The 13,365-nt window shown below is 60.0% G+C and carries 12 protein-coding genes; 10 read left to right on the top strand and 2 right to left on the bottom strand.

What is annotated here, in order from left to right:
• Window positions 1–25: 25 nt before the first annotated feature.
• The 4 genes from JQ628_RS25100 (at window position 26) to JQ628_RS25085 (ending at window position 4,996) form a co-directional block, all read left to right on the top strand.
• Complete coding sequence (locus JQ628_RS25100; protein WP_212226504.1) at window positions 26–1,036, top strand: ABC transporter substrate-binding protein; 1,011 nt, start codon at window positions 26–28, stop codon at window positions 1,034–1,036.
• Window positions 1,037–1,043: 7 nt separating this feature from the next.
• Window positions 1,044–2,816, top strand: a complete 1,773-nt coding sequence (locus tag JQ628_RS25095) for an ABC transporter permease (protein WP_249128363.1) — start codon at window positions 1,044–1,046, stop codon at window positions 2,814–2,816.
• A gap of 12 nt (window positions 2,817–2,828) precedes the next feature.
• Window positions 2,829–3,944, top strand: a complete 1,116-nt coding sequence (locus JQ628_RS25090) for an ABC transporter ATP-binding protein (RefSeq protein WP_212226502.1) — start codon at window positions 2,829–2,831, stop codon at window positions 3,942–3,944.
• 83 nt (window positions 3,945–4,027) lie between these two features.
• Window positions 4,028–4,996, top strand: coding sequence for an IS481 family transposase (locus JQ628_RS25085; protein WP_212226729.1), 969 nt, complete (start codon window positions 4,028–4,030; stop codon window positions 4,994–4,996).
• Window positions 4,997–5,236: 240 nt separating this feature from the next.
• On the opposite strand, the gene JQ628_RS25080 is transcribed toward JQ628_RS25085, so the two are convergent.
• Entirely contained in the window at window positions 5,237–5,968 is a 732-nt protein-coding gene (locus tag JQ628_RS25080) for a GntR family transcriptional regulator (protein WP_212226500.1), read from the bottom strand.
• 258 nt (window positions 5,969–6,226) lie between these two features.
• Between JQ628_RS25080 and JQ628_RS25075 the strand changes: the two genes are divergently transcribed.
• The 3 genes from JQ628_RS25075 to JQ628_RS25065 all read left to right on the top strand — a co-directional run bounded on the left by JQ628_RS25075 (window position 6,227) and on the right by JQ628_RS25065 (window position 8,869).
• Window positions 6,227–6,880 carry a cysteine hydrolase family protein gene (locus tag JQ628_RS25075; protein WP_212226498.1) on the top strand — a complete coding sequence of 218 codons (654 nt, stop codon included), beginning with the start codon at window positions 6,227–6,229 and terminating at the stop codon, window positions 6,878–6,880.
• Between the two features lie 90 nt (window positions 6,881–6,970).
• Window positions 6,971–7,960: an amidohydrolase family protein gene (locus JQ628_RS25070; RefSeq protein ID WP_212226497.1), complete on the top strand. Its 990-nt coding sequence runs from the start codon at window positions 6,971–6,973 to the stop codon at window positions 7,958–7,960.
• Between the two features lie 18 nt (window positions 7,961–7,978).
• Window positions 7,979–8,869, top strand: a complete 891-nt coding sequence (locus JQ628_RS25065) for a polysaccharide deacetylase family protein (protein ID WP_212226495.1) — start codon at window positions 7,979–7,981, stop codon at window positions 8,867–8,869.
• Between the two features lie 63 nt (window positions 8,870–8,932).
• Here the strand turns inward: JQ628_RS25065 and JQ628_RS25060 are convergent, their stop codons facing one another.
• Complete coding sequence (locus tag JQ628_RS25060) at window positions 8,933–9,547, bottom strand: cupin domain-containing protein (RefSeq protein ID WP_249128361.1); 615 nt, start codon at window positions 9,545–9,547, stop codon at window positions 8,933–8,935.
• 253 nt (window positions 9,548–9,800) lie between these two features.
• Here JQ628_RS25060 and JQ628_RS25055 point away from each other — a divergent pair, with 253 nt between their 5' ends.
• The 3 genes from JQ628_RS25055 to JQ628_RS25045 all read left to right on the top strand — a co-directional run bounded on the left by JQ628_RS25055 (window position 9,801) and on the right by JQ628_RS25045 (window position 13,357).
• Window positions 9,801–11,027, top strand: a complete 1,227-nt coding sequence (locus tag JQ628_RS25055) for an alpha/beta hydrolase family protein (RefSeq protein ID WP_212226493.1) — start codon at window positions 9,801–9,803, stop codon at window positions 11,025–11,027.
• Between the two features lie 31 nt (window positions 11,028–11,058).
• Window positions 11,059–12,303, top strand: coding sequence for a hypothetical protein (locus JQ628_RS25050; RefSeq protein WP_212226491.1), 1,245 nt, complete (start codon window positions 11,059–11,061; stop codon window positions 12,301–12,303).
• 64 nt (window positions 12,304–12,367) lie between these two features.
• A complete protein-coding gene (locus tag JQ628_RS25045) occupies window positions 12,368–13,357 on the top strand; it encodes an ABC transporter substrate-binding protein (protein ID WP_212226489.1) in 990 nt (329 codons plus the stop codon).
• The last annotated feature ends 8 nt before the right edge of the window (window positions 13,358–13,365 follow it).

The raw sequence follows: 13,365 nt of genomic DNA, 5'->3' as shown, positions 1-13,365 counted from the left end.
AAGAATTTGTAGGGAGGGATTTTCGATGATCAAGGCGTTCAAGGCGCTGGCTCTGGTTTGCGCCGTATGGGTTATGAGCCCGGCGCATGCGGAAGAGCCTTGGAATGCCGTGGTCGAAGCCGCCAAGAAGGAAGGCAAGGTCGTGGTCTACAACATGACCTTGGGCGCGCCTTACTTCGTCGCGGTCATCAAGTCCTTCGAAGCCAAATATGGCATCTCGGTCGAGAGCCTCGACCTGCGGGCAAGCGAACTGGCGGAACGGATCCGGACCGAGCAATCGGCCGGGCGTTACCTCGGCGACGTCGAGATGATCGCGACGACGATGATCGAGGAGCAACTCCAGAACGGCGACTACATTCAAAAGCTGCCTCCGATCCCGAACGCGGCGAACCTTCGTCCGCCGTTTCGAGCCAGCGAATTCGCGGTGCCTGCCTTCGTGCAGCCGATGGGGATACTGATCAATACCCGGATGGTCTCCGAGAAGGACCTGCCGAAGAGCTGGAACGACCTCAACGATCCGAAGTGGAAGGGCAAAATCCTTTCCGACGACATGAGACCGCTTGGCAGCGGCAACACCATGTTCGCGATTCTACAGAAGCATATAGGTCCCGAATTCAACGAAAAGCTGGCCGAGCAGAAGCCCGTCTTCAGCCGTGACATGCGGAATGATGCCCGCCGCGTCGCGCGGGGCGAGTACCCGATCTACGTGCCGCAGATCTTTGCCTTCGCGTCCGATCTCAAGGGTCTTCCGGTCAAGGTCGTCATACCGGAAGAGGGCGCGCCTTATGCCGAGATGGATTTTGCCGTCTTGAAAAACGCGCCGCATCCCAACGCGGCTCGTCTCTTCATCCAGCATTTCCTGTCCACGGAAGCGCAGCTCATCTACGCCAATGCATGGATGCTGCCTGTCGTTAAAGGGGTGGCCGAGCAGGCAAATCCCGACGCGCAGCCGTTCGCGAATGCCAAGTTGATCGGTCCGGCCAAACTCGCCGAGAGGCCTTCAATGATGTCGCTGGCCAAGAAGCTTTATCCGTAAGCAGATCATGACCGTCTCAGCCGAAGAACGCATAGACCGATTCAACAAGGCCGGAATGCCCGTCCGCGCTTCGACGTGGCGGCGATCTCGGCCTCCGATTCTGCGCGGCCCGGCGATTGCCGTCATCGCACTCGTCGTCATCCTCGGCTTTCTTTCGGTCTATCCGCTGTCCATGCTGCTCTACGGCAGCCTGCATTCGACGCCGCCGGGCATGGCGGGTACGTTCAATCTGGACGGATATCAGGAGGTAATGACCCGGCAAAACCTGATCACGCTGCTCAATACGGTCGGAATATCGCTCGCCAAGACCATTCCGTCCGTGGTGATCGCGGTTGTGCTCGCCTGGATCCTGGCGCGGACGGACACGCCGTTTCGCGGCACGCTGGAAGTCCTGATCACGCTGCCATTCTTCATTCCTCCAATCCTGACCGCGATGGCCTGGGGTATGCTGGGCAACCCACAGGTCGGGCTGCTCAATCAGCTCTTTCAATGGGCGACCGGGTCGAGCAGCGCGCCGATCAATGTCTATTCGTACGGGGGTGTGGTCTGGCACATGATGCAGTACTCGGTGCCATTTCTCTTCCTGCTGATCGTCGATGCGTTCAGGGCGATGGACCCGAGCCTGGAAGAGGCTGCCCGGATGTGCGGCGCGGCGCGCTGGCGGACCTTCCGCACCATAACCCTCCAGCTCATGCTGCCTGCGCTGACGGGCGCAGCGATCCTCAGCTTTATCCGAGGCATCGAAAATTTCGAGTCACCACTCTTCTTTGGGTCGCCGGCCGGCATCCGGGTCATCACGACGGACATTTACGATTCGATCAATCAACGTTCGCCGCCGCAATATCAATATGCGACCGCAGCCAGCTTTGTCATCATGGTGCTGTTGTTCCTCATCGTGCTGTTGCAGTGGAAGTTGCTTCGCGGCCGCAGCTTCACGACGGTAACAGGCAAGGGATACTCTCCGGGAGTCATCAAACTCGGAAAGTGGCGCTGGGCGACCTTCGCCTTTTGCGTGAGCTTCTTCTTCCTGACGGTCGTCCTTCCCATCGGACAGCTCTTCATAGGGTCATTCTTCAAATTCTTCGGATTCTATCAGTGGGACATGCTGACGCTGGATCATTATCGCGCCGTATTCGGTAGTAGCGAGTTCTGGCGGGGGCTCGGCAACACGATGTATCTGGGTTTGGCTGGTGCGTCCCTGACGATGGTCCTGGGCGGTGTCGTCGCCTATGTGTCGGTGCGGACGAAGTGGCGCGGTCGTCTGCTGATCGATGCAATGGCGTGGTTGCCCTGGATGATGCCGGGCATCGTGCTCGGTGTCGGATTCCTGTGGGGCTTCGCGCTGCTGCCTCATGCGATTCCGATTTACGGCACGATCTGGGCTCTCCTGCTCGCCTATATCTCGCTTGGCACCCCTCTGTCCGTTCGTGTCATGTCAAGCTCTTATGCGCAGCTGTCGTACGATCTCGAGGAATGCTCTCGCGTCCACGGTGCGAACTGGCTGCAAACCATGTGGCGCGTCGTGATCGCACTGGCATGGCCGTCCTTCGCGATCGGATGGGTCCTCATCTTCTTCGGGATCATGCGAGAGCTCAGCGCCTCGGTCCTGCTCTACTCGGTCGGATCGGAAGTGCTTTCCGTGGTGTTGCTGAAGCTGTGGGCGAACGGAAACGCCGAGCAGGTGAGTGTCATCGGATTGATCATGATGGCGCTCGTGCTGATCTTCCGTTGGGTGCAATTGAAAATCATGAAATCTCAACTCGGCACGTTGAGAGCTTAAGGGGATGCCGTGATGTCCAGCGTTACCCTCGAAAACATCAGCAAGAGTTTTGGCGACTTCAACGCGGTAAGCGGCGTCGATCTTCGGGTCAGCGAAGGCGAATTCGTGACCTTGCTGGGGCCCTCGGGCTGCGGAAAGACGACCACCCTGCGTATGGTCGCCGGGCTCGAGCAGAATACGGGGGGACGCATCAGCATCGGCAGCGACGTCGTGAGCGACGCCGCTCGCGGGCTCTTTGTCCCTTCAGAGCGGCGGCAACTCGGAATGGTGTTCCAGTCCTATGCCATCTGGCCGCACCTGACGGTGTTCGAGAATGTGGCATATCCGTTGCGCGTTCGTCGCCGCCCTTCAGCGGAAATAGGAGAGCGCGTTTCGAAAGCCTTGCTGCTTGTCGAGATGGAAGGTTTTGCCCAGCGGCCTGCGCCTGCGCTGTCCGGGGGCCAGCAGCAGCGTGTGGCGATCGCGCGCGCGCTCGTTTCCGAGCCCAAGGTTTTGTTGCTCGACGAACCGTTGAGCAATCTGGACGCAAAACTCCGTCTGCAAATGGGCGAGGAGTTTCGCGCGATCCAGAAGCGGCTCGGTATGACGACGATCTACGTAACCCACGACCAGTCCGAGGCGATGGCGTTGTCGGATCGTGTGGTCGTGATGGAGCGGGGCAAGATCCAGCAGATCGGCGCTCCGGAGGAAATCTATCGATTTCCAACCAAGAGAACGGTGGCCGCGTTCTTTGGAACACCCAATCTGCTCGACGCCGAAGTCGAAGGCTGTGAGCGGCTGGACGGGAGGCGCGTGCGGCTCGATGTCGTCGGAAAGGGCTGGCGCGGGTCGTGCGAAGCGGCCGATGAGGCAAGACCTGGAGAAGTGGTCACGGTCATGGTGCGTCCTGAGGATACTCGTATCGTCATGGCCGATTCCGGCGCCGGCGAGCAGGAACTCAAATGGTCCGGACATATCGCTCACACGACCTACCGCGGAGCAATCCGATCGGTCGTGGTCCAGACGGAGAACGGCAGGCTGACCGTCGATGCAGCGGCCTCCTGTAACTATGCCATAGGCGACAATGTTAACGTGGTCGCCCACCGGCGTGCGGCATGGGCCATTAGAAAGGACGAGGCTCTTATCTAGATGTGAGCTTTCAGGAGGTTGTCCATTCGGTCCTGACCGAGGAAGCTGAGGTTGCTGAAGCTTCAGATTCCGGGGAGAACCGAATGGACACCCATAAGAATGCGCCTCTGACGCCGAAAGGTCGAGAGGCGATGGTGCGGATTGTGATCGAGAGCGGCATGACGAAGGCCGCCGCCGCCCGCCAGTTCAACACCACGGCGAAGACGGTCGCCAAATGGGTCGAACGCTTCCGCGCGGAAGGTGTGGATGGATTGCGGGATCGCTCCTCAAAACCTCATTCATTGCCGAGCCAAACCCCGCCTGCCACGTGCGCGGAGGTCGAGGCGTTGCGCCGGCAGCGCCACACCGGCAAGCATATTGCTGCTCAGGTTGGGGTGTCGGCGGCGACCGTCAGCCGGATCCTGCGGCGGTTGGGCCTCAACAAGCTGTCAGCGCTGGAGCCAGCCGAGCCGATCCGGCGGTATCAGCGCGAAAAGGCGGACGAGCTGATCCACATCGACATCAAAAAGCTCGGCAAGTTCAACCGGATCGGCCATCGCATCACCGGCGATCGAACCGGCCAGAGCAATCTGCGTTCTCGCGGCAAAGGACCGGGCTGGGAATACGTGCATGTCTGTATCGACGATGCTTCCCGCATCGCCTTCAGCCAGGTCATGAGGAACGAGAAAAGGGGATGCGCCATCGCCTTCCTCAAGGCGGCCGTTGCCTACTATGCAAGCCTCGGCGTGACGGTCGAGCGTGTCATGACCGACAACGGCTCGTGTTACAAATCCTTCGCCTTCCAGAAGGCCTGCAAGCGTCTTGGCCTCAAGCAAATCCGCACCAAGCCGTACACGCCCAAGACCAACGGCAAGGCTGAGCGCTTCATTCAGACCAGTCTGCGCGAGTGGGCCTATGCGCAGGCCTACAACACCTCAAAAGAACGCGCCGCCGAGTTGCCAAGATGGCTGCATCGCTACAATTGGCATCGCCCTCATGGCAGTCTAGATTCAAAGCCACCGATCAGCAGGCTCGGCTTGGCCGGGAACAACCTCCTGAGGCTCCACATCTAGAGCGGGATGACTTTTCTTCGAATCGTCATCCCGATCTATCTTTTTTGTTTTGAGCATGATCTTTTTCGGAAAACCGGTACCCACTTTTCCGGATCATGCTCTAGACCGCAGCTTCCTATCTGAGGCGCATCGTGGCTGACGTATATCGCCAATGAGACTCGCATTGCCGCGTTCTATCATCACTCAGCTAAAATCAAGCGCCGGCAAAGTGCGTCCATAGCGCCATTCGGGCAAGCTCAGTCAGCCGCGGCCTTGTTGGAGTTGCAGCTCTTCGTCGATCGCAGCAGGCGACGAAAGGGAGCGTACCAGGGATGATTTGACGCTGGCTACGTGATCACGCATCAGCATTTCCGCTCGCCAGGGCTCGCGGCCAAAGATCGCCTCGAAGATGCGGTGGTGATCGTCGTGACGGCGACGAACGTCGCGTTCCTCGAACGCCACGATGTACCGCGGTGACGACACTGGCACCTGCTGGCATAGATAGACCGTTTCGTTGAGGAGCCGCGATCCGGCCGATCCGTGGATCGTTTCGTGGAAGCAAGCATTGATGCGACTATATTGCGCGCGATGGTCGTCCGTGATCTGACCGTTGCGAAGCAGATCGTCGCCGTCGCGCAGCGCCTGTTGAAGGGTTGCGATCTCGCTGACGTTCAGCCCGCGCTCGGCGCTCAGCCGCGCCGCCAGCCCCTCCAGCACGGCACGAACCTCATAGGCACTGATCACCTCGCTGATCGAGAATTCCCGCAGCGTGTAGCCTCGGTTCGGCGTGTAATCGAGCAGGCCTTCGGATGCCAATTTCTGGAGGGCTGCGCGAACCGGGGTGCGCGAGACCCCCAATCGCGAGGTCAATTTCACCTCATGCAGGCGTTCGCCCGCCTGAAATTCGCCCGCAAGAACCGCCGCACGCAACCTTTCGACCACGGATTCGAACCGGGTCGAGGAGGGAGCCTCCGATAGACGCAGCTTGGTCATTTTAGCTCGGCTTCAAATAATTGTATACATCTTGGGACGGGTAAGGCCATTCCATCAGTTGTTACAGCGAGGAATATCGTCATTGTCTTTTTGTGTTCCAATAAATGTATACATTATTTTGACTCTCGCGGCAAATGTATTGCAAACTGTCGTCGACCAGCGGTCGATCGGGAACGTCGGCGGGGTAGCCCGCACCCCCGCCGACGGACCGACCTGATGGATCACCCGCACCTCCATGAGTCGAAAGGACGTGTCTGCATGAATCTCGGTGTCAATCATCCCAGGGCCGCCATCGTCGCGATCGATCTGCATCGTGGCCATCTCGACATGGAAGTCGCGACCATGCCGACCTCGCCGGAGATTGCGAGACAAGTGATCGCAGCCAACAAGCGCCTGTTCGACTGGGCGCGCGGCGTGAGCATACCGGTCATTCATCTGTTGACGCAGTATCGCGACGTCACGGAAATCGCCTCCAATCCGTTCTGGCGCACGCGCGCCGAAGACCCCACAGCCACGCGCAAGAACGTCCTGCGCCACAACATCGCGGGCATGCCGGGCGTTGCGATCATCCCGGAGCTTTATGATCGGCAACGCGACTTCGTCGTCGATACCAAGAAGCGCTATGACTGCTTCCTCGGAACCGACCTCGAGTTCACGTTGCGGGCGCACGGCGTCAACACGCTGTTGATCACCGGGGTAAACACCAATTCCTGCGTGCTCGCGACGACGGCCGCGGCCAACGTGCGCGACTACGCCGTGATTGTCGTGCAGGATTGCGTTGAGACGATGGACGGAGCGGCGCTGCACGAGGCTGGCCTGCTCTGCATCAAGACCGCGTTCGGCTTTGTTCTTAATACGGCCGAGATCATGTCGCTCGGCGTCTTCACGTCGGCAGACAAGAGCGCTGCCTAGGAAGCCGCGATGGAGTCGTGTCCGCGTCCGCCTGATCGCCCTCTTTCGATCTTGATTTCCGTAACGATGCCGATTGAGGCGTAACCGTCCATGCAGATAGACATTCATAGCCACGTCATTCCCGATCGCATTGTTGCGGCAATTGCGGCCAATCCCAAGCGCTTCCGGGCGCGCGTCGAAGGAGAGGGCTCCGCACGCAAGATCATTCACGATCAGGGATATGTTTATCCGCTGTTCGAGGAGTTTCGCCAGGTCGAAGCCAAGCTCGATTCCATGGATCGCAAGGGTATCGATATATCCGTGATCTCGCCGGCGCCGCCGATGTTCTATTACTGGGCCGACGCCGATCTGGCGCTCGAAGTCGCGGGCCTCGTCAATGACGGTGTTGCCGACATGGTCGGCGCCCGGCCCGAACGGTTGCGCGGCATGGCGACGGTGCCGATGCAGCATCCCGATGCCGCTGTGGCCGAGCTGGAACGCGTGGTCCGCAATTTTGGCTTCAAGGCGGTCGAGATCGGTACCTCCATCGAAGGCGCGCAGCTTGCCGAGGAGCGTTTTCGTCCGCTGCTCCGGCGGGCCTCCGAGCTCAACGTGTTCGTGTTCGCGCATCCGTATTACGTGGGCGCCAAGGCGGGCCTCGAAAACTATTACCTCACCAATCTGATCGGCAATCCGCTCGACACCACGGTGATGCTCGCCAACCTCATGTTTTCCGGCCGTCTCGACGAGTTGCCGGACTTGAAGATCGTGCTGGCGCATGGCGGCGGCTTCATTCCCTACCAGATCGGGCGGCTGGTCCATGGGCATGCGGTGCGCAGCGAGACCAATGCTATCAGCAAATCTTCACCGAAGGACCTGCTGAAGCGGATCTATTTCGATAGCCTCGTTTTCGAGCCCCAGGCGCTGCGCTATTTGATCGATCTCGTCGGCGCGGATCACGTCTGCATTGGGACCGATGCGCCGTTCGACATGGCCGATAATGATCCCAAGGCCACGATCGATGCTGTGCCCGGAATGACGCCGCTGGAGCGTCAATGTGTCTGCTGCGGGACCGCGCTCAAGCTGTTGTGCGAGGGTTGAACAAGGGAGGGAAAGACGATGACCGAATTGGTCGGCAAGAGTGTCCGCGGCCGGTTGCCCTACACCCCGATCCATCGCAGGCCTGCGCTCAAACTCCCCAACAATGCGCGGGTGGCGGTGTGGACCATCGTCAATGTCGAGAACTGGAGCCCGACCAGCGCGATGCCGCGCGCGGTGCTGCCACCGCCGATGGGACAGCCGCTGCTTCCGGACGTTCCGAACTGGGCCTGGCACGAATATGGAATGCGCGTCGGCTATTGGCGTTTCATAGAGACGCTCGGCAGCCGGAATCTGAAGGCGACCTTTGCTCTCAACGGTACGGTCTGTGAGCTTTATCCCGAAGCATGCGAGGCCGCCCGCGACGCCGGCTGGGATTTCATGGGCCATGGCTACGTGCAGATGCCGATGCACAGGGTCGAGGACCAGAAGGCGGCGATCGCCGATACGATTGCTGCGATCAAGACATTCACCGGCAAGTCGCCGCGCGGCTGGGAGAGTCCGGGGCTGACCGAGACCGACGAGACGCTCGACTTCCTGGCCGAGGCCGGCATCGAATATGTTGCCGACTGGGTGCTCGACGAGCAACCGGTCACCTTGAAGACGCGCCACCGCGACATTGTCTCCGTTCCCTACACAGTCGAGATCAATGATGTTGTGATCAGCGCTGTCCAACAACAGCCATCGGACGAGATCCTGCGCCGTGGCCGCGATCATTTCGACCGGCTTTACATCGATGGCGCCAAGGCGCCGCGCGTGATGGCGATTTCCATTCATCCGTACCTGACGGGCGTGCCGCACCGGATCAAATATCTCGAGATGCTGTACGACTACATTCTCGGGCACGACGGCGTCGTCATGTGGACGGGTGCAGAGATTCTCGATTGGTATCGGACGCAAGTGCCCGCATAGGCGCTGCGGAGGCTCGAAAATTCAAGTGGTTTGAATTGTAGGAAATCAGTGCCTGTATCGGATTCAGAAGCTCGGCGGTGTGTTGACGATGATCAGCTTTGCATGGCCATCGCCGCCGTTGCGATATCCGTGCGGTTGCTCGGATCGATAACAGATCGAGTCGCCGGTCTTCAGCAGGAAACGCTCGTCACCGACGATGAACTCGACCTGCCCCTCGAGAATGTAAGCGACTTCCTCGCCCTCGTGAGCGACGAGGCCGCCACCGCTGCCGCCCGGCGCGATATTGTGGATGCTGCCCTGAAGAAGGTGGGACTGATGATAGGGGATCAGCCGCTCGAGCGTCAGTCCTGGGCCATTGCGCAGCGGGTCGGCATGCACGATGGGGCGTTCACCGTGGCGCGATACCAGGCCATTCGCCTCGGCTGGCTGCGCAAACAGCTGCCCGACGGTCAGGCCCATCGCTTCGGCAATGCGGTACAGCGCCTTCAACGAGGGAACGGCACGACCGTTCTCGATCTTCGACAGCATGCTCTCGGAGCATTCCGCCTTTTCCGCGAGGTCGCGCAGACGCAATCCCTTGGTCATGCGCGTATGGCGCAGTTTTACGCCGAGATACTGATTTTGGCCGCTCGGCAGATCGACTGCCTTCTTCTCGGCGCGGTTCATCTTCTTGAGCATCTTTGGTCCATATCTGCCAGCGGCCTCTCGAACCTCACAACTCAGCGGCGCTTGGCAAGCCTTCGAGTCGCAGCGCCAGCGTCTTAGCGAACGATAGCGCGAGGCGAAAGGCCTGGTTGCCCAAAATGAAAGCAATAGTGAACAGAATTCAAGCGACTTGAATGGATGAGAAAACCTGCTAGCGTCTCCCCGGGCGCGTGCCGGCGACCCCATCGACGCGCGCGAAAAAAGAGAAAAGGGAGTTGCGGCAGTTATGGCGGAAGAGCTTCTGATCGATCAGGTCACGGACGTGACGCACGGCGTCTATCAGCCTTACGGCTGGCACCATTGGCCGAAATATCCGTGGATGAGCTACCAGTTCCGCCGCGCACTGGGTGAAACGCAGGAGGGCGGCGGCGCCGTCTCCGAATGTTTCCTCGCCGCGAGCCGGATGATCCCTGGGGACAAGGAAAGCTGGCATCGGGAATGGAAGCGGATCGCGGATTTCAACCAGGCCCGCGGTGACGAAGAGTTCGGCAAGGGTCATGTCCGCACCGCGATGAACTGCTGGCTGCGCGCGGCCAACTATTATCGCCACACCGAGTTCTGGCTTGAATATTCCGATCCGCGCCGGCTCGAAGCGTTCACCGATATGGAGGAATGCTCGCGGAAGTTCATCCAGAACCTCAAGCCCGCGGGTGAGGTGCTTCAGATCCCCTATGAGAACGGCAAGACGCTGTTCGCCTATTTCGTCCGGGCGCCGTTCGATACCGGCAAGCAGCCGGTCCTGATCTGCATGGGAGGCCTGGACTCGATCAAGGACGAGATGTGGTTCATGCAGGCGCACGGCGCGCTTCAGCGCGGCATCTCGGTGCTCATGATCGACGGACCGGGCCAGGGCGGCACGCTACGCCGTCACAAGATTCCGACCCGGCCGGACTATGAGGTGCCGATCGGGAAGTGCATCGATTATCTGCTGACGCGCAAGGATATCGATCCCGCGAAGATCGCGGTCTGCGGCTCGTCGCTCGGCGGATATTACGCGGCGCGTGCCGGCTGCTACGAGCATCGGCTCGCGGCGGCCATCTCGCACGGCGCGATCTGGTCGATCCCGGAACTGTGGGCTGGCGCGAGGGAAGATCATGGTCTTGCCGACCACATCAAGACCGTGTTCGGCGCCGGCTCGATGAAGGAGGCGATGGAGAAGGCCAAGCCTTTCGTGCTCGAAGGCCATCTCGATCACATGAAATGTCCCTATCTCATCGTCCATGGCGGTCACGACGTGCTCGGCGTCGCCTCGGCGCGCAAGGTCGCCGATTACGCCAAGTCAAAGGGCGTCGATGTCACGCTGCGCTTCGTGACCGAGGAGGAAACCGGCGCGGATCACTGCCAGCATGACAATCCAACCATCGGTCAGGAACTGATGGCTGACTGGCTCGTCGACGTGTTCGCAATCGACGAGCGCGAGCTGCGCAAGAAGGCCATGAACCCGCTGATCTGAGCTCCACAAAACCAAAAACAGGACAACGCCTATGTCTGCGATCAAGCCGTATGATGAAGCCTACTATTCGATGACGTGGATGGGGCCGAAGGGCTATCCCGAGAACGGCAATTCCGGCCGCTGTTACTTCACTGGATTGCTCGGCATGTTCCGTCTGCACGGCGAAAGCGATGTGTTGTTTGCCGACGGCACCTCGGGCGACGGCTTCTCATTCCGCTGGTCGCCGGTCTGGGGCGCACCCGCCTTCAACGGTGGAGCGGGTGCCTTCCACGAGATCTGGGAATATACGCCACGCGCGCTCGGCTACCGGGGATACTGGGAACAGGATCATGAAGGCGGCTTCGAGGAAGCTTTCGCGAAGCTTCGTGGACTCGTCGATCGCGGCATTCCGGTGCAGGTCGGCCTGCATTATTCGCTGCTGCTGCCCTACGGCGCCAAGACCTCGCCGCGGCTGAAATTCCAGCACGAAACGATGGGCAAGAGCGGGTTCGGCCATCATGTGGTGATCGCGGGCTACGATCTCGACCGCGGCACTGTCACGATTTTCGAACCGAACGACGTGATGCCGCATTCGCGCTACGAGGCGCCGATCGATGTCTTCCGCAAGGCGTGGGAGCAATCGTCACAACGCGGCCCGAACGGCTACGAACCATGGGAGCATCATCACCCGTTCGGCGGCGAATGGAGCCTTCATGACGGCTATGGCCCCTACCTCATGGTGTGGGTCGAGCCCGAGCGGGATCTCGATTGGGATATCGCCAAGTCGATCCGCCATTCGTTCCGCCGCAATCTGAAGATACTGTCCGGCGAATATCCCAGGCCATATGCTCTGTTCGGCAATCAGTGGCAGATTCCCCGCTTCGAAACGGGCGCGCCCGGCATGGCCGCGTTTGCGGCGCTGATCAAGGCCGGCAAGGTCAAGGATACGGTCAGCCCGAAGGGCGATCCGATTCCGCTGTTCGTACGCGGAAACATTCCCAATCATGGCGTGCTTGGCCGTGCCGGCGCGGCCGGCTATCTCCGCCGCGTCACAAAGGAGCTTGGCGCGCGCGGGCTCGAGATCGCGGCTGCCGCGTCCGCGGCCGAGCACATGCAGGCTTCGTCGGAGCTCTTCAAGGTGCTGCGCTACGAGGCGGATCTGGCAAAGGCCGGCACCGTGCTCGAACAGATTGCAGCGCACGAGGTGGCCGCGCTCGACGACATGACGAAGGCTTGGGCCGACGTCAAGCTCATCACCGAACGTGCTCCGATGGTGAACCCCATAGCCGCAGAATAGCGGCGCGCATCTTGCATAATCCCTTGCAGATTAGTCCGGGCAACTGTGGATCGAGGTATATCGCATGAAGATGAAGGCTCTGATCGCCGGACTATGCGCAAGCATCGCCGTGGCAAACGCGTCATTGGCGCAGCAGCCCGACAGTTACAAGGTGCGCCTGGTGGCAGGCGCCCCTGGATATGATCACATTCAGCCGTTCCTGGCCCAATACACCAAGCTGTGGGAGAAATACGGCGTCAATGTCGACTTCATGGGAGGCAATTACCAGCGATCCAACCAGATGATGTCGATCGGCGATTTCGACGTCGGCTACAATCAATACGCGTCGGCGATCCGGTATCTCTCCGCCGGCATCGACAATGTGATCGTGGCAGCATCATCTGCGAATTGTGCGATGATCGTGGCCGCTCCGAACGTCAAGTCGTGGGCCGACATCAAGGGCAAACGCATCGGCATCGTGACCAAGTTCGACGTGCAGTATTTGACCTTGACAAAGCAGATCCTGCCGCGCTTCGGGCTCTCCGAGAAGGATGTTCAGCTTGCACAGGTTCCCGTGCCGGAGGTTGCGGCCGCATTGGTGACGGGCGACATCGCAGCGGCATTTCCGTTCGAGCCTTACGGCACCAATGCCGTCGACAAGGGCGCAAAGCTCCTGCTCGCGCCGAATGACCTGATCGACAAGAGTAAGCTCAATTCGGACATGCTGCGCAACGGAATGGTCATGAGCCGCAAGTTCATGAAGGCGCATCCGGAGCTCGCCAAGCGGCTCGTTTGGGCGCATCTCGACGCGGTTCATCTGATGAAGACCGACAAGAAGGCCGGGCTGGAGGTGCTGAAGCACTACACTCCGAATATCGATACGTCCCTTCTGGAGAAGTCATACGACAACTGCGGCTGGCAGTACGACAAGCCGCCGCGTCCCTGGATCGATGCCCTGATCGGCTGGATGAAAGAGGACGGTCTGCTTCAGAAGCCGGTGGCCTACGAAGACGCCGTCGATACGAGTCTGGCGGACGGCTATCCCGGCTATCCCGGCTATGAAAAGCTGAAGTGAGCGGCAGC

The sequence above is a fragment of the Bradyrhizobium lablabi genome, from assembly GCF_018129385.1.
Classification (GTDB): Bacteria; Pseudomonadota; Alphaproteobacteria; order Rhizobiales; family Xanthobacteraceae; genus Bradyrhizobium; species Bradyrhizobium lablabi_C.
This window is presented reverse-complemented; position numbering and strand designations above follow the sequence as displayed.